This is a genomic window from Pseudomonas sp. Sample_10, assembly GCF_004321495.1.
GTDB lineage: Bacteria > Pseudomonadota > Gammaproteobacteria > Pseudomonadales > Pseudomonadaceae > Aquipseudomonas.
The window spans coordinates 1-18,993 of sequence record NZ_RCOE01000027.1 but is presented as its reverse complement, the minus strand read 5'-3'; the positions used below and the strand labels follow the sequence as shown (position 1 = coordinate 18,993).

The 18,993-nt window shown below is 60.4% G+C and carries 20 protein-coding genes; 5 read left to right on the top strand and 15 right to left on the bottom strand.

Annotated features, from left to right (window positions below; genetic code table 11):
• Both D8U18_RS01975 and D8U18_RS01970 read right to left on the bottom strand, forming a co-directional pair.
• Positions 1–231 (bottom strand): hypothetical protein, encoded by a 231-nt coding sequence (locus D8U18_RS01975; RefSeq protein ID WP_241664275.1) that lies wholly within the window; start codon positions 229–231, stop codon positions 1–3.
• A 97-nt stretch (positions 232–328) separates the two neighbouring features.
• Positions 329–892, bottom strand: a complete 564-nt coding sequence (locus tag D8U18_RS01970; protein WP_131106895.1) for a YbhB/YbcL family Raf kinase inhibitor-like protein — start codon at positions 890–892, stop codon at positions 329–331.
• Between the two features lie 139 nt (positions 893–1,031).
• Here D8U18_RS01970 and D8U18_RS01965 point away from each other — a divergent pair, with 139 nt between their 5' ends.
• On the top strand, positions 1,032–2,561 hold the full coding sequence (locus tag D8U18_RS01965; protein ID WP_131106894.1) for an apoptosis inducing factor family protein: 1,530 nt from the start codon (positions 1,032–1,034) through the stop codon (positions 2,559–2,561).
• Between the two features lie 125 nt (positions 2,562–2,686).
• Here the strand turns inward: D8U18_RS01965 and D8U18_RS01960 are convergent, their stop codons facing one another.
• From D8U18_RS01960 to D8U18_RS01930, 7 genes are all read right to left on the bottom strand, one after another.
• Positions 2,687–4,192, bottom strand: a complete 1,506-nt coding sequence (locus tag D8U18_RS01960) for a YdgA family protein (protein WP_056852056.1) — start codon at positions 4,190–4,192, stop codon at positions 2,687–2,689.
• 282 nt (positions 4,193–4,474) lie between these two features.
• Positions 4,475–5,110 carry a hypothetical protein gene (locus D8U18_RS01955; protein WP_056852055.1) on the bottom strand — a complete coding sequence of 212 codons (636 nt, stop codon included), beginning with the start codon at positions 5,108–5,110 and terminating at the stop codon, positions 4,475–4,477.
• Positions 5,111–5,203: 93 nt separating this feature from the next.
• Complete coding sequence (locus D8U18_RS01950; protein ID WP_131106893.1) at positions 5,204–6,652, bottom strand: efflux transporter outer membrane subunit; 1,449 nt, start codon at positions 6,650–6,652, stop codon at positions 5,204–5,206.
• Positions 6,649–7,536 carry an HlyD family secretion protein gene (locus tag D8U18_RS01945; protein ID WP_131106892.1) on the bottom strand — a complete coding sequence of 296 codons (888 nt, stop codon included), beginning with the start codon at positions 7,534–7,536 and terminating at the stop codon, positions 6,649–6,651. The genes D8U18_RS01950 and D8U18_RS01945 overlap by 4 nt, the downstream gene beginning before the upstream one ends.
• Positions 7,533–7,742 carry a DUF1656 domain-containing protein gene (locus tag D8U18_RS01940; RefSeq protein WP_056852052.1) on the bottom strand — a complete coding sequence of 70 codons (210 nt, stop codon included), beginning with the start codon at positions 7,740–7,742 and terminating at the stop codon, positions 7,533–7,535. The genes D8U18_RS01945 and D8U18_RS01940 overlap by 4 nt, the downstream gene beginning before the upstream one ends.
• Positions 7,739–9,811 carry an FUSC family protein gene (locus D8U18_RS01935; RefSeq protein WP_131106891.1) on the bottom strand — a complete coding sequence of 691 codons (2,073 nt, stop codon included), beginning with the start codon at positions 9,809–9,811 and terminating at the stop codon, positions 7,739–7,741. Before D8U18_RS01935 ends, D8U18_RS01940 begins: the two co-directional genes overlap by 4 nt.
• Complete coding sequence (locus D8U18_RS01930; RefSeq protein ID WP_056852050.1) at positions 9,808–10,236, bottom strand: MarR family transcriptional regulator; 429 nt, start codon at positions 10,234–10,236, stop codon at positions 9,808–9,810. Before D8U18_RS01930 ends, D8U18_RS01935 begins: the two co-directional genes overlap by 4 nt.
• Positions 10,237–10,434: 198 nt before the next feature.
• Between D8U18_RS01930 and D8U18_RS01925 the strand changes: the two genes are divergently transcribed.
• Positions 10,435–10,713: a hypothetical protein gene (locus tag D8U18_RS01925; RefSeq protein ID WP_056852049.1), complete on the top strand. Its 279-nt coding sequence runs from the start codon at positions 10,435–10,437 to the stop codon at positions 10,711–10,713.
• Positions 10,710–10,994 carry a type II toxin-antitoxin system RelE/ParE family toxin gene (locus D8U18_RS01920; RefSeq protein ID WP_131106890.1) on the top strand — a complete coding sequence of 95 codons (285 nt, stop codon included), beginning with the start codon at positions 10,710–10,712 and terminating at the stop codon, positions 10,992–10,994. Before D8U18_RS01925 ends, D8U18_RS01920 begins: the two co-directional genes overlap by 4 nt.
• 4 nt (positions 10,995–10,998) lie before the next feature.
• On the opposite strand, the gene D8U18_RS01915 is transcribed toward D8U18_RS01920, so the two are convergent.
• Entirely contained in the window at positions 10,999–11,244 is a 246-nt protein-coding gene (locus D8U18_RS01915; RefSeq protein ID WP_056852047.1) for a DUF2789 domain-containing protein, read from the bottom strand.
• A gap of 113 nt (positions 11,245–11,357) precedes the next feature.
• The gene (locus tag D8U18_RS01910; RefSeq protein ID WP_056852046.1) at positions 11,358–11,819 is read right to left on the bottom strand and encodes a YbaK/EbsC family protein; all 462 of its coding nucleotides are present in this window, start codon (positions 11,817–11,819) and stop codon (positions 11,358–11,360) included.
• A 196-nt stretch (positions 11,820–12,015) separates the two neighbouring features.
• On the opposite strand from D8U18_RS01910, the gene D8U18_RS01905 reads away from it, so the two are divergent.
• Both D8U18_RS01905 and D8U18_RS01900 read left to right on the top strand, forming a co-directional pair.
• The gene (locus D8U18_RS01905; protein ID WP_056852045.1) at positions 12,016–12,546 is read left to right on the top strand and encodes an NfeD family protein; all 531 of its coding nucleotides are present in this window, start codon (positions 12,016–12,018) and stop codon (positions 12,544–12,546) included.
• 2 nt (positions 12,547–12,548) lie between these two features.
• Positions 12,549–13,307, top strand: a complete 759-nt coding sequence (locus tag D8U18_RS01900) for a slipin family protein (protein WP_056852044.1) — start codon at positions 12,549–12,551, stop codon at positions 13,305–13,307.
• A gap of 7 nt (positions 13,308–13,314) precedes the next feature.
• Here the strand turns inward: D8U18_RS01900 and D8U18_RS01895 are convergent, their stop codons facing one another.
• From D8U18_RS01895 to D8U18_RS01880, 4 genes are all read right to left on the bottom strand, one after another.
• On the bottom strand, positions 13,315–14,880 hold the full coding sequence (locus tag D8U18_RS01895; protein ID WP_131106889.1) for an efflux transporter outer membrane subunit: 1,566 nt from the start codon (positions 14,878–14,880) through the stop codon (positions 13,315–13,317).
• Entirely contained in the window at positions 14,877–15,941 is a 1,065-nt protein-coding gene (locus tag D8U18_RS01890) for an HlyD family secretion protein (RefSeq protein WP_131106888.1), read from the bottom strand. The genes D8U18_RS01895 and D8U18_RS01890 overlap by 4 nt, the downstream gene beginning before the upstream one ends.
• Before the next feature lie 26 nt (positions 15,942–15,967).
• Positions 15,968–17,500 (bottom strand): MFS transporter, encoded by a 1,533-nt coding sequence (locus D8U18_RS01885; RefSeq protein ID WP_131106887.1) that lies wholly within the window; start codon positions 17,498–17,500, stop codon positions 15,968–15,970.
• Positions 17,501–17,717: 217 nt separating this feature from the next.
• Entirely contained in the window at positions 17,718–18,635 is a 918-nt protein-coding gene (locus tag D8U18_RS01880) for a LysR family transcriptional regulator (RefSeq protein ID WP_056852040.1), read from the bottom strand.
• Between the last annotated feature and the right edge of the window lie 358 nt (positions 18,636–18,993).

The following is an 18,993-nucleotide window of genomic DNA, read 5'->3' as shown; positions in this document are numbered from 1 at the left end:
TCACTCTGTCGTCCAGTCAAACTCGTCGTACTCATCATCCTCGTCGTCCTCGAAGCATTCCTCTTCGAGATCGTCTTCTTCAGCAGCGGCTTCTTCCGGCTGATTGAGCAGAAAATCCTTACGACTTTCGGTCACTGCTCGCCGCAGTTCCTCGCCCTTTTCCGGGCAGTTGAGCATTTGGGCGATGCGGTCGATTTTTTTTGTCACGGCATCCTCCAACGCATCGACTATGGCCCGATAGTGCGCGCTTTCGGGCCTTTATGCCAAATTGTCGAGCGTGTTAACCGATCGGTTTTCCTGCAATTCCTGAGTCGGGGCGCAAAAATCTTCAGCGATGGTAACGCCGCACCACGCTGCTGTTTTTCAGCACATGGCCTTTGATTTTTTCCAGGAACTGCGTGCGGGTCAGGCCGGCGGGCAGTGCATCCGGGGCCAGGTCCAGGGCGTAGAGCTGGATGATGTAATGGTGCGCGCTGTCGCCCACCGGCGGGCATGGGCCGATGTAACCGGTGGTGCCTTTGCTGTTGGTGCCGCCCACGCCTTCAAGCGCGGATTTGGCGCCGACGCCGGACGCAATCTGATGCGTGCTGGCCTTGATGCCGTAATGCACCCAGTGATCGACGCCCTGCCCTTTTTGGCCATCCGGATCGTGCATGACAATGGCGTAGCTGAGGGTGCCGGCCGGGCCGGCGTTCCAGGCCAATGCCGGTGAAACGTTATGCCCGCCACAGCCCGGCGCATCGCTGGCGGCGGCCGATGTGAACAAGCGGTCGTCCGATACACCCGGGATGTTCAGGGTGAAACGCTCCTGGGCGGCGTGTGCCGGAAGTTGCACGCAAAAAACCACGGCTACGGCCGCGAGCCAAGGTTTCAGAGAGGTCAATCGGGGCATTCCGGAGCACCTTGTGCGTGTTGGGCCGTCGTCGGCGTGCAAACTATAGCCGGACCGTTCACGCGGTGGCAGTGCCAATTGGATGAACCTCGCAACAGGCACCAGACTCTTTAGAGAAACGCCTGTCTGGAGAGCGATCATGACCCTGCATCGCGTTGCCCGTTTTACCGACGTCCCTGAAAACCAAGGTCTGGAAGTGCAGATCGAGCAGCGCAAGATCCTGTTGCTGAAGGTGGGCGATCAATTGCGTGCTTATCAGGGTGGGTGCCCCCACGCCGGAGCGCCACTCGCCGAGGGTGCACTGTGCAATGGGCGCCTGACTTGCCCGTGGCACAAGGCACAGTTTCGCATCGAAGATGGCGGGTTGTGTGAGCCACCCGCACTGGACAGCCTCAAGCGTTATCCGCTCGAAGTGCGTGATGGTGAGGTCTGGGTAGACGATCAAGCGCTACGGGATGCGCATACCCCGCCCGCCGATGACGCGCGTACTTTCGTGATTGTCGGTGCCGGCGCCGCAGGTACGGCGGCGGCATCGGCCTTGAGGGAATTGGGTTTCGGCGGCCGAGTGCTGTTGATCGACCGCGAAGCCGGCGCCGGATACGACCGTACGGTGCTGAGCAAATTCGTGATTGCCGGCGAAACGCCTCCGGAAGAAATCCCTGCGTTGCGTGATGACGACTTCTATCGCGAGCAACGCATCGAGCGCATCAATGCCGAAGTAACGAGCCTCGATTGCGCCAACCACACGTTGCAACTGAGCGACGGCCAGTCGCTGCAGTATGACGCCGCCCTGCTGGCAACCGGCGGCGCACCGAAACAATTGGAGCTGCCCGGCGCCGACCTGCGACAAGTATTCGTTTTGCGCTCAAGAGCCCATGCACAACAGATTCTGGAAAGTGCCAGACCCGGTCAGCATGCAGTGATCATCGGCGACAGTTTTATCGCCATGGAGTCCGCTTCAGCCCTGCGCCAGTTCGGGCTCGAGGTTACCGTCCTTGCGCGTCAACCGGTGCCATTCGCAAAACAGTTCGGCGAGACCGTCGGCAAAGCGATTCTTGCCCTGCACCAGGCCAATGGCGTGGTGTACCGAGCCGAGGGCGAAGCGACGCAGATAGAAGGAACACATAAAGTCGAAGCCGTACGCCTGGACAATGGCCAGCGACTGCCAGCGGACCTGGTGCTGGTGGGGATCGGCGTCAGCCCGACCACGGCACCGTTTGCCGACCTGCCCCAGGAAAAGGATCATTCGCTGCGCGTCGATGGCGGCATGCGCGTGACCGACGGGCTCTGGGCCGCCGGTGACATCGCCACCTTCCCGCTCAACGGCCAGCCCTGCCGCATCGAACACTGGCGCCTGGCCCAGCAGCAGGCACGGATTGCAGCGGCCAACATGCTCGGCGGCGATGAGCATTACCTCGATGTGCCGTATTTCTGGACGTGGCACTTCGGCAAGAACTACGACTACCTTGGCCATGCGCAAAGCTGGGATGAAGTCGAGTTCAAAGGTGATCCGTTCAAGCCGCCCTTCATCGGGCTGTTCGGCAGAAACGGCCTGGTGATCGCCGCCGTGGCCTGCGATGAGGAGTGGAACATGGCAATGCTCGCCGAACGGATGAAACAGCCGCTGCCGGTGGATAACGCATGGCGACTTATCCGTGATGCACCTTGAATTCGGTCGGATGCTCGCGCCGGCCGATGATCGACGGGCGCGCTCAGCCGTACTATCACCAGACAGCGAAACGCCCGGCGCCTGCTGTGTGCAGAGGCCGGGCGTTGCGGTGTAACTAAAGGTTTTTACTGGACTTCGCCAACCCCACCGAACTTGCTCATCACGAACCCGACGAACTCTTCCAGGGTCATTTTCTGGCCGTTGAAGTCCACCTGATTGTTGGCGTAATGCAATTTAGTGACGATGTTGTTGCCGTCCAGTTTCGCCAACTGCGAGCCCACGGCCATGCTGCTGAACATGTCGGCGGTAGCCGTGGCCTGATCGGCGATCAGCTTGGCGTCGGTCTGGCCGTCGATCTGCGACTGTACGGTAAGTACGTCAACGAGCATTGGCTTGGACACTTGCAGATTGAAGTCCAGCAATGCGATCAGCTGTCTGACCAACTGATCGGCCGGTAGATCGATCGATTGCGGCTTGGTCAGGTCCAGCACCAGGTTGGCTTTACTCTGGCCGTTACTGGTATTGAACGAGAGGTTCTCCAGGGCCACTTGCGGTCCGGCAGCGAGCAACTGCTCCAGATTGGTCTTGAGCTGCGCTTCTTCGGCTTCCGTCAGATTCAATTCCGGAACCGGTTGCCCGGCTTCGGCGGCCTCGGCAGCGGCCTGCTCGTAGGGTTGCAACTTGGTCTGATAAATCTGCATCAATGCCATGGTGGACGGGATGTCGAGATTCTTCAGACTCAAGGCCATGTGCGCAGAACCCACGGCCTTACCGTTCAGCGACACTTCACCGATCTTGTAATCGGCTCGCCCGGAAGCGCTGGTGCCAGACTCCTCGGTGTGGTTCTTCATTTCGAAGTTCTTCAACCCGAGCACCGATTGCTTGGCGCCATAGGTGGTTTTGCTGTTGCTCAGCTCGACGGTGTTGTCGCCGGTGTAGTAGCCATAGGTGCTTTTGCTCAGGTTGCTGGCCAGGGTCAGACCGTTCAATTCGACCTGAACCGGCGCTTGATCCTCGGAGACGGTGGTCAGCTTCAGGCTGTCCATGTAGCCATCGGCCTTGACCTTCTGCGCCTGGGCGCTGGCCGCGACGTCCACCTTCAGGCCGGAAAACTTCAGGCTGGACTTGTCATCCAGCGCCGTTTCCAGTGGCAGCAATTCCAGCGTGCCGTTGGTGGAATTGTCGTAGCCGATGTTGACTACACCCTTGAGCGGAGAGGCGTCCTTGGCGGCGACGAACCATTTTTCGGTGAGTGGCGTCTTTTCCAGTTCGTAATGACTGGTGGCCATGACGGGCAGCCACTTCAGCGACATCAGGCGCGAAAATGGCAACGGGCCGTGTTCGATGTGATCGACAAACAGCAATTCCACCGGAGCCTCGCCGAACATTTCACCTTCGCCCTTGAGACGATAGTGCGCGGTGCTGCTGAATACATGACGCTCCAGCGAGACCAGCTCCAGCGATGCGGTGCCCTTGTAACCGACCAGTGCGGCCTGCAATTGCTTGTTGGCATCCGCCAGGGACGTGTTCAACACCCCTTCGATTTTGGTGCCGGTAAACCAGGCACCGCCAGCGCTGATTGCACCAATGGCGACAACAATCCCCAGAAGCACGCCTGCTGATTTATTCATGTATGACCCGTTCAATGTCCGTTGTTGAAGGTGTGGTCGTCTTCCCTGAACCCATGACGGGTTACGGTCACGACTGCGCTGAAAGTGAGGTGCAGATTAGCATCAGGCATGCGCAGCGGCCCAATGATTAAAGGTGAAAGAGTGTCCGGGCGCTTTTGTAAGGCAGGAATGTTTTAGTGTTGATGAGATCGCTTTCGCGGGCAAGCCTCGCTCCTGCAGGTTTGGCGTAACCCTGTAGGCGCGAGGCTTGCCCGCGATGGCGTAGGTTCGGCCAACGCGGAGTCAGGAATACTGCACTTCAATCTCATCGAGCTGATGATCAAAGGTTTTCAGTCGCGCGGTCCAGGTGTACACCAGCACTTCAAAATCCCGGTTGATCACCGCCCCGCCCGTCACTTCTGCACGCGGGTCGCAGAAATCCAGCTGATAGCGTTCACGGGCCATGGCGGTGGCGACATCGGCCAGTTCCCGGGCGTTGTTCAGCCAGTGCCGGCCGTCGTCCTCGACTTGTTTGTCCAGTTCCAGGCATTGCTTCTTCAGGGTTTCCAGGCTTTTTTCCAGCGGCGTGCCGGTCAGTTCACCCATGACTTCCTGGAAGGTACGTCCCGGCTGCCAGTAACTGCCCCAGAAATAACGATCGAACACCGTTTCGACCCGACGCAACGCGACCTTGGTGTCCCAGATCAGCAGCAACGTCTTGCCTTGCTGGAGTTGTCTTTTTTTGATCCGTTGAGTCTGGACGCACGCCCAGGCCGCCACCGCAACGGACATCACGGCGATCAGCGCCACTGCGCTGTCGAGGAACACCAGCGCCTTGTCGATCTGATGCGCCAGCATGATGCCGTAGAAATAGGTGGCCGAAAGCAGCAATAACGCCACGACGGCGCACCAAAAGCCGAGAGCATAAGGGTTTTTCATTATTGGTTTCCCCATGACCTGCGCGAGCCTTGTATGCGGCAAGGGCGCTTTGCACGGGGCGCCCTTCCAACACTTCAAAGCATAGCAACGGCCTCAGGGTTTGCCGGAGTTCGACGCTTGCGTTCGTCCGCTTTCCCAGCCACCGCCCAACGCCAGGAACAAATTGATCTGGCTGGCGGCAACCTGGGTATTCGCCGCCGCCAGTTGCGCGGTGACGTCGATGTAGGTGCGCGTCGCCTGCAAGTCGGCCAGAAAGGAGGCGCGGCCGGCCTGGAAGAACCGGTGAGTCTGGTCGGCCGCCAGTTTCGCCGATTGCTCGGCGTCCGCCAGGGCATCACGGCGTTGCAGCAATGCCGAATACTGGGCCAGGCCGGTCTGGGCTTCGCGGATCGCGTTGAGCACGACACCGTCGAAATGCGCGAGCGCGCCCTGGGTGGCCGCCTCGGCTTCGTGAATGCGCGCTCGGGCGCCGTTGGTCGGCACCGTCCAGGATAACGACGGCCCGAAGCCCCAGCGATTGGTCGACGGCTCGCCGAGGTTGTCGAGAATACCCACGGTGCCGATGGTCGCGCCAATGCTGATGTCCGGGTACAACTGCCCCGTGGCGACGCCAATGGTGGCGGTCGCTGCCGCCAGTCGACGCTCGGCCTGCCGTATGTCGGGACGCCGCTTGAGCAACGATGCGCCATCGCCCACCGGCATCAGTTGGGCGATTTTCGGCAATTCTGCACAGGTCGCCGTGCCCGACGGCAGTTGGTCCACCGGTTTGGCCAACAGCATCGACAACTGGAACAGCCCTGCCTGACGCGCCGCCTCATAACGTGGCATATCGGCGCGCAAGGATTTGAATTGGGTTTGCGAGCGCGTGACCTGGGTTTCGTCGCCACGCCCGGCGTCGCGCAAGCGCTGGATCAGCGAGGTGCTCTGGGCTTGCAGATCAAGGGAGTGCTGGGCAATTTCCCGCTCTTCGTTGGCCGCGCACACCTGGGTGTAGGCGCGGACCACATCGGCCACCAAGGTAATGCGTGCGGTATCCGCGGCAGCCTGGGTCGCATCGGCATTGGCCTTGGCCGCTTCGATGCCGCGTTGCAATGTGCCGAACAGGTCAAACTGGTACGAGGCGCTGATGCCGATATCGCCGATGTTGGCCACCGGCACTTTTTCCGGCAACAGGAACGCTTCCCCGGATTCCTGCAAGCGCTGGGCGCCCATTTTCACCCCGCCACTCCACCCGCCCGCGGCCTCAGCCTCATCGACCTGAGCCCTCGCCCTGGACAGGTTGGCTGCGGCCACGCGCAAATCGCTGTTGGAGGCCATGGCTTGCTGGACCAATTGGTCGAGTCGCGGGTCTTGATACAGACGCCACCAATCGGCCGGCACCGGCTGCGAAACCACCGGCTTGCCCTCCACCGCCAGTTCACCCTGCAAGTCCTTGCGCTGGATGGCGGACGCGTCCGGCACTTTATAATCCGGGCCGACCACCTGACATGCCGACAGCAACAGGCCTAATCCGGCAACCGCCAAACCCGAAGCCTTGCTCATTGCGCGGGCCCCCGGTTGTTATCGTCGATGATCGATACCGTCGCCGTGCGTCCGGCGATCATGCGGAAATCCGCTGGCACGTCATCAAAAGCAATCCGCACCGGAATACGCTGGGCCAGCCGCACCCAGCTGAACGCCGGGTTGACGTTGGGCAACAGGTTATTACCGCTGGTGCGGTCGCGGTCTTCGATGCCGGCGACGATACTTTCCACGTGTCCGCGCAAGCGCGCATTGTCGCCGATCACACGGATATCGACGCTTTGGCCGATGTGGATACCGTTGAGCTTGGTTTCTTCGAAATAGCCGTCGATGTGGAAGGAGTTACTGTCGACCACCGACAACACCGGGCGCCCGGCGCTGACGAACTCCTGGGTGCGCGGCGCGCGGTCGTTGACGTAGCCATCGACAGGACTGCGGATCACCGAGCGGTCGAGGTTGAGCTGCGCACTGTCGACCGCCACCTGCGCTTCCATCAACGCGACCTGGGCGCGGGCCACCCGCGACTGGCTTTCTTCCAGTTGCTCGCCGGGCACCAGATTGCCCAAGCCCTTGTTACGTTTGGCCTCGCGCTGGGCCTGGGCCAAGGTCTCCTGGCGGTCGGCGACCGCCGCTTTCGCCTGGCGCAGGGCCAGTTTGAAGCGGTCCTGGTCAATGCTGAACAACACCTGGCCACGCTTGACCAACTGGTTGTCGCGCACTTCCACTTGCTGGATCAGCCCGGAAACGTCCGGCGCGATCTGCACGATGTCGGCACGGATGTGCCCGTCCCGGGTCCAGGGCGCGAACATGTAATACATCACCATGCGCCAGACCACGACCACGGCGAAGCTCACGATCAACAGGGTCAGCACCACGCGACCAAGGGTTAGAAACGGTTTTTTCATGTCATCAGGTATCGACTGAGTGAATCCACGGCGCCAAGCAACAAGGCGTAGAGGGCCACGTTGAACAATGCCCGGTGCCAGACCAGACGGTAAAAGTGCAGGCGCGTCAGCACCCCGTGCACCAACAGGTAGAGCAGATATGTAATACCCATCAACACCAGCAGCGTGGGCAGGAACACCCCGCTGATATCCAGATCACCGATCATAAAGGCGCTCCATCGATGCCATGGGGAAGCGGTTCTTCAGGCTCGGCAGAACCCACGAATTCGACACCGGGCAACAACGCCAGGCGTAAGCCACTCAAGGCGTGCAGCAGATGCCGACGGGTTTCATCGTCACCCGCGCCGGCAAGGGCGCGTCGGGTACGGTCGAGGGTCATCAGCAACGGACTCGGTGCCGGCAGGCGTTCACCGGCCTTGAGGCAAACCTTGAAATACTCGCCGACTTCGGCCACCACTTGATGCAACAACGCCTGCGGCACGCCGTGAACCCGTGGCGTGTAGGCGAGCAGGTCGAGCATATTCAACGCCACGCGGACCTCCCGCAGCGCGATGCCGGTGTCCTGACCGGTCATGGCTAGACGCGGCAAATGCTGCATCAACCGATCCAGGACCTGCACACCCAGTTTGCGGTGATCGGCCAAAGTGGCCGGTTCGCTGAGGCTGACAATGTCGTGCCAGGCAAAACGGGTCAGGCGCTTGGCTGCCAGTTCTGCACCGAATGGGCGGGCGATCAGGGTCCAGACGAACGCGAACAGCAACCCCACAGGCCCGGCGAGGTTGGAATTGACGAAGCTGAGGAAGTCCGCGTCGTAGGCGCCTTGAATGCTGATGAACGACGACGTGTTGACCAGCGTCAACAGCATGCCGAGGTAGAACTGCGGCTTGACTGTCAGGGTGCCAATGACGATGAACGGCACGGCAAACGCCAGCACCAGCATTGGAAAATCATGCAGGTTGGGCAGTACCAGAAACAGATAGAGGCTGGCGAACAACACCGACATCGCCGTCCAGAAGAAAAACCGGTAAATCTGCGGCGCCGGGTCGTCCATCGAAGCAAAGAAGCTGCACGCCACTGCCGCCAGAATCACCGCCGCGCCGCCATCGGTCCAGCCAAGCAGAATCCACAGCACCGAGGCGACAATGATCGCCATCACGGTGGACGCGGCGGAATAGAGCATCAGCCCCCGATCCAGGAATGCCGTCAGACGTCCCAGGCGCCAGTGTCGATAGACCGCACGCCAGCTGTCCTGGCTTTCGCATTGGATAGCCTGTTGCAGGCTGCGGCAGTCTTGCCACAAGTCGATCCATTCACCGAGGCGATAGATGGCGTTGGAGAACAGCAGTTGCTTGCGATCTTCCAGCGCGGCGGCGTCGGGTTGCAGGGCTTGGAGCTGGTCTTTCAACGCCTGCCAGCGGTCGAGGTCCGCCTCCTTGTGCTCGAGCCATTGCGTGGCGGCGACCAGTAGCGGCGTGAACTTCTCCACAAGCTCCGGTGTGCGCCGCTCCAGCGCGTAGAGCGCATCGTCGAGGTCATCGATCACCGGCAACAGGTGAATCATCCGCCCACGCAGTTCCTTGGTGTTGCGCACGGTTTGCGGTCGCGCGCCTTCGTGGGGCAACTGGCCAATCATCAACTCAAGGGTGTTGAAGGTCGTCACCATCGACGCGCGCAACCCACTGACTTCCTCCGGCTGCACATTGCGTCCAAGAAAACGCAGGCTGTAAGTCGAAGCGTCGGCGAACCACTTGCTCACCGAGTCATTGAACACCGGGGCCAAACGCCGGGGCCAGAACATGGCGCCCACCACCGCCGCGACGGCGATGCCGAGGAAGATTTCTTCGGTACGCGCTTCGGCCACGTCCCACACACCCAATGGATTGTTCACCACCGGCAGCGCGATCAACGGCAAGGTGTAGCCGGCCAGCATCAAGGCGTAGTTGTTGGCGGTGCGCAAATGCATGGACAGGAACAGCAGAATTCCGGTCCATAGCGCGATGACCACCACCAATACGTATGGACTCTGGACAAACATCGGCACGAACAGAACCGCAGCAGCGGCGCCCAGGAAGGTGCCGACTGCGCGGTATAGCGCCTTGGAACTGGTAGGTCCGACAAACGGGCTGGAAACGATATACACCGTGGCCATCGCCCAATAAGGACGCGGCATCTGCATGAGCAACGCGATGTACAGCGCGATCATCGACGCCGCGAAAGTGCGTACGCCGTAGAACCAGTCGCGCGCTGGAGGCATGCCTGCAAAAAAGCCGCTCACGGATGAGTTTCCGAAGGGTGCCCGGCCGCCTCGAAGGCCTTCAATACACGCAGAGCGGCTTCAAGGTCCCGCGGGTCAATGCCTTCGAGCACTTCGTTACGCAGTCGCACCAATTCGACTTCGACGGCTTGCACCAGGGTTCGCCCCGTTTCGGTGAGGCTCAGGCAATTTGCGCGCCGGTCCTGGGTATCGGCGGTACGACAGACGTAACCGGCATGGCACAGCTGATCCAGCAAGCGCACCAGGGACGGACTTTCCATCCCCGCCGCCTGAGCCACCGTCACCTGCCGCACACCCTCGCCCAATCGCCCGATCATCAATAAGGGGACGGCACAGGCTTCGGAGATTCCATAGTTGACCAGTGTGGTCTGGCAGATCTTTCGCCAATGCCGGGCGGCCACCACCATGGAGCTGCTGATGTTCATCTGGAGAGCGTCGAGGGAATTTGGCACGGGGGGAAACACACACTGTTAGCTTGCTAACTATCAATATCGCATTCGAGGGGATTTTTCGTCAAGTTTTGAAACAAATTCCCCGCCAGTCGGAGAGCGTGCGCCCTTGGTGCCAACTGCGATACTGAAAACGTATATACTTTTTCAATACAAATGCCGAGAAGTCCAGCCATGTCAAAGCAAGCGGTTTTTACAATGAAACTTGAGTCTGAATTGCGCGAACAGTTTATGGCCGAGGCGGAAGCTGCTCATCGTCCAGCCTCGCAAATAGTGAGGGAGTTGATGCGTCAGTTTGTTCAATCCCAACGAGAGTCGCGCGAGTACGATGCGTTCTTGCAACGCAAAGTGGACATCGCTCGTGCTTCGATACGCAACGGCGACGTTCTGACGAACGATAAGGTTGAAGCAGAGTTCGCTGCCAGGCGCATGCAGGTGTCCCTGCAAGAATGAAAATAATCTGGACGAAACAAGCAGCACAGGACCGTGCAGACATTTGGGATTATTTGCATCCCATCAATCCAAAAGTAGCCAGCGAAATGGATACCCGTTTCAGTGATGCGATAGCCCGGCTTGCCCATTACCCGGAAAGTGGCCCTGCAGGAGTCATTGCAGGCACGCGCGAACTGATCCCCCACCAGAATTACCGCATTGTTTATGAGTCTTGGGCGAACTCCATCTGGATACTCGCGGTGGTTCACACGTCCCGACAGTGGCCGCCTGAGAAGAGTTGAGCATCTACAGTCCCCGCCCCTTCCTCAACATCACATCCAACTGATCCACCACCTCGGCCCAATCGGCGTCATCCAGAATTTCATTACGCAAAAGCTCCGCCTGGCTCGGACTCCAGAAAAACGCGTCCGCCAGATGCAGTTCGGGTTTGAGCGGTGAATGGGTGGCGATGAATTTGTCGATGCTTTCAGCGTCGTCGTCCAGGCCCAGTTGCTTGAACAGGGATGGGAGGCTGTGGGTTGGGTTTTCCATGTCTGACTCCATTGGGTGACGTAGGTGACTCGCAGCATTCGCGGGCAAGCCTCGCTTTGCAGGAGCGAGGCTTGCCCGCGAAGACGGCAGCACAAGCACAGCAAAACTCAAATTCAGTGGCTCAATTCCCGCACCTCCGCATGCGGCAGCATTTTCAGGAAGTCCGGCATGTTCATGTGTAGCAGGTTGGTGTGGTTGCCGGCTTCCAGGTAGATGTCTTTTTGCCGGGTCAGCAATGGATCGATGACCACGTCCAACCCATAGGCTTCACCCAGGGCAGGCACTGCACCGCGTTCGCAGTCTTCGAACAGATGCGGCAGATTGCTTTCCCGGGATACCTGCCACTCACCACTGCTGCGGACCTTGCTCAGGTCCAGATGACGGCTGGCGGGCAGCACGGCCATCAGATAATGCCCATGGTGATCATCCAGGATCACCGACTTCGCCACCCGCTCCGCAGGAATGCCCGCGACTCGCGCCGTTTCCAGGCTGCTGGCCGAGTGGGGATGGCTGACGATGTCATAGTCGCATTGAGCCTTCTCCAGGCTTCGCTGCACGGTTCTTGCCATACGCATGATGCACCTCGATGTCCGCAACAATGCCTGGCGGACGCTGGTTAACGCTGTTCTGCGTAGTAAAAGTCTAGGCCCGCCGGGCCGGTTCGACGGGAAATCCGCCCATCGGACAAGTCGACATCTGAGCAAAAATCATACAAATGCCGGGTCAACTAGACTGAATACAGAACCACTGGCGACTCTCCCGGAGGGTCACGTGAAAACGCGTTGTTGTGCCTTTGCCTTGTTGTTGGCATTAAGCGGCTCTGCGCTCGCCGCGGATGCCGGCCTGCCGGCAACCAATCCCGTCGGAATCTGGCTCATTACCTTTGGTATCGCCTTTCTGATTGCCGAGGCTGCCCTGCCCAATTACGGCGTGATCGGCCTGGGCGGGATCGTGATGTTCGTGATCGGCGCGGTAATCCTGACCAACGCCGAAATGCCCGTACCGTTGATGATCGGCCTGGGAATGATCAGCGCATTGCTACTGATATTCCTGCTGATCCGTGCCCTTAAAACCCGACCACGACAAAACGTCAGCGGCGACGCCGGGTTGCTGGGCAGCGTGACGCCAGTGTTGTCATTGCAGGCTGGCGATGCTTTTCACGGCTGGGTGCATTTGCAGGGTGAACGCTGGCAAGTGTCGAGCACCAAACCGCTGCACATCGGGCAGCGGGTCCGCGTGGTGGGGCGCAACGGATTAACGCTGGAAGTGGCCGCGACTGACGCGGTGGCGGCTGGAGAATAGCCATGGGTTTGCAACTGGGTTTTGTCGCGCTACTGCTGCTGTTGATCGCATTGGCAGGGGCGACTTTGCGCATCCTGCGTGAATACGAACGCGGTGTCGTATTCCAGCTCGGACGCTTCTGGCAGGTCAAAGGCCCCGGCCTGATCCTGTTGATTCCGGTGATCCAGCAAATGGTCCGCGTCGACTTGCGCACGGTGGTCCTCGACGTACCGGCGCAAGACGTGATCACCCGCGATAACGTTTCGGTCAAGGTCAACGCGGTGCTGTACTTCCGCGTGCTCGATCCGCAAAAAGCGATCATCCAGGTCGAGGACTTTTTCATGGCCACCAGCCAATTGGCGCAAACCACGTTGCGCGCCGTGCTCGGCAAACACGAGCTCGATGAATTGTTGGCCGAACGCGAACGGCTCAACACCGACATCCAGCAAGTGCTCGACGCCCAGACTGACGCTTGGGGAATAAAGGTCGCCAACGTCGAGATCAAGCATGTCGACCTCAATGAATCGATGGTCCGCGCCATCGCCAAACAGGCCGAAGCAGAGCGCGAACGCCGGGCCAAAGTGATTCACGCGGAAGGCGAACTGCAAGCCTCGGAAAAACTCATGCAAGCGGCCGAAATGCTCGGCCGCCAACCCGGTGCGATGCAACTGCGGTATATGCAAACACTGAGTTCGATTGCCGGCGACAAGAGTTCAACCATCGTCTTTCCGTTGCCGATCGAGTTGCTCAAGGGCATGGCGGATTTGTCGTCGAAGCCGTGATAAACCCTCAGCGTTTCGCCGCCAACGGATACACCGACTGCCAGCCACCACCCAAGGCCCTGTACAAGCCAACCGCCGCCAGCGACACGCCCGCAGAACTCTCGACCCATTGCTCTTGGGTCGCCAGCAACGCGCTTTGAACGGTGAGTACGTTGACGAAATCCACCACTCCTTCGGTGTATTGCCGTTGCGCGGTCTGCAGGGCGACCCGGTTTTGCCGCACCGCTTCGGCCAGGCTGTCGCGGCGCAATTGACTGGCGTTATAGGCACTCAACTGATCGTCGATTTCATGCCAGGCACGCAGTACGGTTTGCTGATAGGCAATGGCGGCTTCCTGTTGTTGGGCTTCACGCAGGTTCAGCACGCCGCGCAAGCGTCCGCCGTCGAACAACGGCAAGCTGAACTGCGGGCCGATGCCGAATGCCCGTGAGCCCCACGAGCCGAAATCGCTCAGTTGCATGGCCTGTGATCCGACATTGCCCGACAGCGTGATGCGCGGATAAAAATCACCCTTGGCCACGCCGATGCTCGCAGTCGCGGCATGCAAACGGGCTTCGGCTTCGCGGATGTCCGGACGGCGTTCGGCCAGTTGCGATGGCAGCCCGATGGCGACCTGACGAGGCGTCTGCGGCACTGGCGCGTCGCTGGACAACTCGGCAGCCAACGCTTGTGGCGGCTCGCCCATCAACAGGCTCAATGCGTTGATCAATTGCGCCTGACGTTGCTCAAGCGCCGGCAGGCGCGACTCGATAGCGGCGACTTGCGCGGCGGCTTCGGCAACATCCAGATCGGTCGCGACACCGTCCGCCAGACGCAGTTGCGACAGCTTCAAGCTGTGGCGAGCGACATCGAGGTTCTGCTCGGTGACGGCGCGGGTATTTTGCACACCGCGCAACTGAATATAGTTTTGTGCGGTGTCGGCGAGCACCGACAACAACACGCCGCGACGATCGTTTTCGGCGACCTCGAGAGTGGCGTCGGCGGCTTCGGTTTCGCGGCGCACCCGGCCCCAGAAATCCAGTTCCCAGGACGCGGAGAAACCGCCGTCCCACAAATTGAAGGCGGCGTTGCCGTTGTTCCCCGACGGGTCCATCAGGCCTTCGCCGCTGTTACGTTTACGCGCGTAACCGCCGCCGACGGCGGTTGTGGGATAGCGATCGGCCGTCACCACCTGGCGCACGGCGCGGCTCTGTTGCAAGCGACTGCTGGCGAGCTTCAGGTCGAGGTTGTCGGTGAGGGCGCGCTGGCTCAGGGCCGAGAGTTTCGGGTCATTGAAGACTTCCCACCAACGCTCACCCAGGGTCTCGTTGACGACCTGACTGGCGGCGGCTTTTGCAGGCTTGGCCCACTCGGTCACTTGAGGCGATTCGGGCTTATGGAAATCCGGGCCGACGGTGCAGGCGCCCAACGCAAACAAACTAAAAACCCACACTGCTGACTGGGCTAACGCCTTGTGGCGAGGGCGCTTGCACCCGCTGAGCGGCGAAGCGGCCGAAAAATCCGTGAGCGCTGCGCACTCAAGCGGGAGCAAGCTCCCTCGCCACAGGGATCGATGTTTGTCTGAAAAACTCATCGCTGAACAACCTCGTTCACCTTGCCACTGGCCGTATCAATCCGCGCCTCCACCGACATCCCCACGCGCAACCGTTCAGCCATCGGCTGCCCCGGTTCCAGCACAATTTTCACTGGAATCCGCTGCACAACCTTGGTGAAGTTACCGGTCGCGTTGTCCGGTTTGACCGAAGCGAACGTCACGCCAGTAGCCGGCGCGATACTTTCGACATGACCGTTCAGCGCCGCACCGCCAAAGGTATCGACCCGCACCTGCACAGCTTGCCCCGGCTGCACATTCGTCAATTGGGTTTCCTGAAAGTTGGCCACCACGTAGGCCTGTGCCAAGGGCACTACCGCCAACAACTTGCTGCCGGGCGTGACATAGGCGCCGACCCGTACGGCGCGTTCGCCAACCATGCCATCCTGCGGCGCGACGATGCGTGTGTACGACAGCTCATAACTGGCGATTTCCAGTTTCGCTTGCGCGCGTTTCAAGCCACCTTCAGCCCCGTCACGTTGCGCCGCGAGAATGTCGACCTGCTTGCGCTCCGCCGCCAGCACCGCCGTGGCATTGGTCAATTGCGCGCTGGCCTGATCGATGCGCGTGCGGGCCTGCTGTGCATTTTGCACCGTACCCGCACCGACCCCGGCGAGGTGGTTGTAGCGATTCAATTCGTGTTCGGCAAACGCCATTTCCGCCTTGGCCGAAATCACTTTTGCTTGCGCCTGGGCGATCACCGAGGCTTGACGCTCCAGAGTCGCCCGGGCGTTTTGCAGTTGCGCCTGCGCCACCAGCGATTCGGCTGCGGCGGCCTCAGCGGCGGCGCGCAGATCACGGTCATCGATCAGCGCCAGCAACTGACCGGCCTTGACCTGCTGGTTGTCCTCCACCAGCACTTGCTTGATGAAACCGGCAACGCGCGGCACCACCAGCGTGTAGTCCGCCGAGACGTAAGCGTCATTGGTGCTCTGCTGCGTGCGCTGGCCGAACAGGTTGGGCGAAAGCAGATAAACCAGAACGCCCAGCGTGATCACGACCGCAACGCCCACGGCCACTTTTTGCTTTGATTGAGTCGTCATAAAAACCTTCAGTTTCAGTGGAGCATTCAGGTCGGTGCGCGCGGGGGATAGATCCGCGTCGGCAGCCAGAAAATCAACAGGATCAGCGCTACGGCGACACCGGCCATGCACAGGTAAAGATCCGAAGCGGCGAGCACCACGGCTTGCTCATGCAGGCGACGGGCAAGGCCCGGAGTGTCGCTATCGACCAGAGGCGAATTGCCGAGACGGTCCACCAGCATCGTCGAGTGAAAGTGCAGACGCTGGGTGGTCAAGGTTTCCAGCACCCCGGTGGCGATGACTGCCGCCAGGCCTTTCACGGTGTTGAACCAGGCCGACGCGAACGGCCCGTCCATGGGTTGAATGCTGCCGGTCGAGAGCATCAACAGCGGCAACACCGCCATCGGTTGGCCGAATATCTGCAGCAGTTGCAGCACATAGAAATCGTCGCGAATCCACGCCGAGGTCAGCTGCGAACCGCCCATGCAGGACAGCGTCAACATGCTCAGGCCGATCCCCAGCACCCAACGGCAGTCAACCCAACGCAAGTTGCACAGCGCCGCCACCAACGGCAGCGCGATCAACTGGGGCAATGCTGCAATCAGCGTGATCGGTGCGGTTTGCACCGGGCGGTATCCCTGAACCTGTGCCAGATAGCTCGACGGAATAATCACCACCGCCAGCAACACCACCAGCACCCCGGCCAGGGTGATCAGGGCAAACGACAGGTTGCGGATGCCGAGCATCTGCATCTTGAAAAACGGAATCGGCTGCGACCACTCGTTGATCAGAAACAGCACCAGCAACAGCACCCCGCCCACCAGCAAACCGCAGATCAAACTCGACTCGAACCAGTCCAGCCGATTGCCCTGCAGAATGCCGATCACCAGCATGCAAATCGCCGGGAACCCCAGCAGCAGACCGCGCCAGTTGAACTGCTTGAAGCGCTCCAGGCGCAGCGGATCCTGAGGTATGCCATAGCCCACCGCGACCATGGCAATCAGGCACGGCACGACGATTTGCCAGAAGGTCCATTGCCAACCGACATATTCTGTCCAGAGCCCGGCCAGCGGCGTGCCCAGTCCGGGGCCGAAGGTGGCCGTCAGGGTGTAACCGGCCAAACCGTAGAGCTTGACGTTGGCCGGCAGAAATCGCAGGGCGACGGTCATCAGCATCGGCGGCAGTGCCCCGCCGGCCAGGCCTTGCAAAGTACGCAGTACCAACAGGCTTTCGTAGTTCGGCGCCAGCGGGCACAGCACCCCCAACAGGGTGAATGCACTGATCGCGTACAGGGTGAAGCGCCGCAACGAAAACGTCACCGAGCACCACGGGGCAAACGCCGCCGCGGCCACCGAAGTCGCAGCGTAACTGGCGACCAGCCAGGTGCCCTCGTCATAGCCGATGGCCAGGGCGCCCCGGATATCCGCCAGGGCGACTTTGGTCACCATCTCGTTCAGGCCGGAGACCAACACAGCCAGCAACACGCCCACCAGGCCAATGATAAGCCGTGGGCCAAACACCATCGGCGCAGCCGCTGTCATGGGCGCAGCCAAAGGCGCCGAGGCCGTCAGGGAGGTCATCGGTGTACAACTCCGAAAAAAGAAGGTGGCAGTCTACGAACGCTCATCGCTGACGAAAACTGACTTATCGGCAATTTATAAGTGCGTCGGACGCAGCATTTGAACCACGTCAATCAAGCGATAGCGATCACGGCCTCATCAGGAAAATGACGGAAAAAACTAACACCGCCGCGTCAGCGCAACCACCATCCATAGGTGTTAATGGCCCTTGCGGCCATCAAGGCTGAGCGGCCAGCCACGTCTCGTCGCAGCAGGCTTTCAGGGTTTCTCGCAGCCAGCGATGGGCGGGATCGTTGTCGAAGCGTGGATGCCAGGCTTGGCTGAGCACGATGGTGGGCAGCGGGATGGGCAGGGTGAACGAACGCAACTTCAGCCCCAATCGGCGCACGCTCAACAGCGTCTCCCGGGGCACCGGCAGAATCAGGTCGGAATCGGGCAAGGCGAACATCGCCGCATGAAAACTCGGCGCGATCACCGCCACCCGCCGCTCCAGCCCCAAGGCGTTGAGTGCCGCATCGATCGGCCCGCGGGCGATACCGCGCCGGGACATGCTGATATGCGAGTAACCGGCAAAACGTTCGGCGGTGATTTCCTGATCGAGCAAGGGATGATCCTCGCGCACCAGGCCGACAAACTGGGTGGAAAACAGATTCTGCACTTTCACTTCCGGCATCAGCGGCCGATTGTTGCTGACGCTCAGATCGATGCGGCCCTCGCGCAATGCTTCGTCATCGCCGTCGCCCTCCGGGGCGAAACGCAATTCGCAATGCGGGGCCTGGCGCTCCATGGTGTCGAACAGCTTGCCGCCGTAGATGCCGATGAAAAAGTCGTTGGCCCGAATGCTGAAGCGCCGCCGCAAACTGCCCAGGTCCACCACGCGGGCCGAGTGGAACAACTGCGCGGCCTGCTCCACCACATCGCGCACCTGTTCGCGCAACTCCAGCGCCTTGGGCGTAGGCACCAGACCGCGCCCGGCGCGCACCAGGATCGGATCACCGATCGCCTCGCGAACCCGCGTCAATGTTCGACTCATCGCCGCCGGGCTCAGATTCATCCGCCGCGCAGCACCGACCACACTGCCCTCGTCGAGCAAGGCGTCGAGGGCGACCAAAAGGTTCATGTCGGGCAGTTGCATGGCGAGCACTCGTTTCTGGTCTTGGTTGATTCAGACGCAATGCTAGCAAACAACCACTGGATGTGGTGCAGGCCAGACCCGGCCTCATCGCGAGCAAGCTTTGCTCCTACAGGAGATTTGGGTGACTGCAAGATCTGTGATCGACGACGTTCCCTGTAGGAGCAAAGCTTGCTCGCGATGGCGGCCGAACTAACCCACCTACACACAAGCAAGCCCAAAAAAACGACTCACGCCACTATCAGTTCTGATAGTTCTCAAAGCCGATTCATACGAGTAAAACTGAAGGCCTGCCCCGTTTACGTAGAGACTCCGGCATGAGCCAACCTGGTGATCAAGACGACCGCAGCCGTTCACGCAC

What these genes read in the sequence shown, in the direction of transcription:
- D8U18_RS01970 (WP_131106895.1), bottom strand. Translation starts at nt 892, where the DNA reads ATGCCCCGATTGACCTCTCTGAAACCTTGGCTCGCGGCCGTAGCCGTG.
- D8U18_RS01965 (WP_131106894.1), top strand. Translation starts at nt 1,032, where the DNA reads ATGACCCTGCATCGCGTTGCCCGTTTTACCGACGTCCCTGAAAACCAA.
- D8U18_RS01960 (WP_056852056.1), bottom strand. Translation starts at nt 4,192, where the DNA reads ATGAATAAATCAGCAGGCGTGCTTCTGGGGATTGTTGTCGCCATTGGT.
- D8U18_RS01955 (WP_056852055.1), bottom strand. Translation starts at nt 5,110, where the DNA reads ATGAAAAACCCTTATGCTCTCGGCTTTTGGTGCGCCGTCGTGGCGTTA.
- D8U18_RS01950 (WP_131106893.1), bottom strand. Translation starts at nt 6,652, where the DNA reads ATGAGCAAGGCTTCGGGTTTGGCGGTTGCCGGATTAGGCCTGTTGCTG.
- D8U18_RS01945 (WP_131106892.1), bottom strand. Translation starts at nt 7,536, where the DNA reads ATGAAAAAACCGTTTCTAACCCTTGGTCGCGTGGTGCTGACCCTGTTG.
- D8U18_RS01940 (WP_056852052.1), bottom strand. Translation starts at nt 7,742, where the DNA reads ATGATCGGTGATCTGGATATCAGCGGGGTGTTCCTGCCCACGCTGCTG.
- D8U18_RS01930 (WP_056852050.1), bottom strand. Translation starts at nt 10,236, where the DNA reads ATGAACATCAGCAGCTCCATGGTGGTGGCCGCCCGGCATTGGCGAAAG.
- D8U18_RS01925 (WP_056852049.1), top strand. Translation starts at nt 10,435, where the DNA reads ATGTCAAAGCAAGCGGTTTTTACAATGAAACTTGAGTCTGAATTGCGC.
- D8U18_RS01920 (WP_131106890.1), top strand. Translation starts at nt 10,710, where the DNA reads ATGAAAATAATCTGGACGAAACAAGCAGCACAGGACCGTGCAGACATT.
- D8U18_RS01915 (WP_056852047.1), bottom strand. Translation starts at nt 11,244, where the DNA reads ATGGAAAACCCAACCCACAGCCTCCCATCCCTGTTCAAGCAACTGGGC.
- D8U18_RS01910 (WP_056852046.1), bottom strand. Translation starts at nt 11,819, where the DNA reads ATGCGTATGGCAAGAACCGTGCAGCGAAGCCTGGAGAAGGCTCAATGC.
- D8U18_RS01900 (WP_056852044.1), top strand. Translation starts at nt 12,549, where the DNA reads ATGGGTTTGCAACTGGGTTTTGTCGCGCTACTGCTGCTGTTGATCGCA.
- D8U18_RS01895 (WP_131106889.1), bottom strand. Translation starts at nt 14,880, where the DNA reads ATGAGTTTTTCAGACAAACATCGATCCCTGTGGCGAGGGAGCTTGCTC.
- D8U18_RS01890 (WP_131106888.1), bottom strand. Translation starts at nt 15,941, where the DNA reads ATGACGACTCAATCAAAGCAAAAAGTGGCCGTGGGCGTTGCGGTCGTG.
- D8U18_RS01885 (WP_131106887.1), bottom strand. Translation starts at nt 17,500, where the DNA reads ATGACCTCCCTGACGGCCTCGGCGCCTTTGGCTGCGCCCATGACAGCG.
- D8U18_RS01880 (WP_056852040.1), bottom strand. Translation starts at nt 18,635, where the DNA reads ATGCAACTGCCCGACATGAACCTTTTGGTCGCCCTCGACGCCTTGCTC.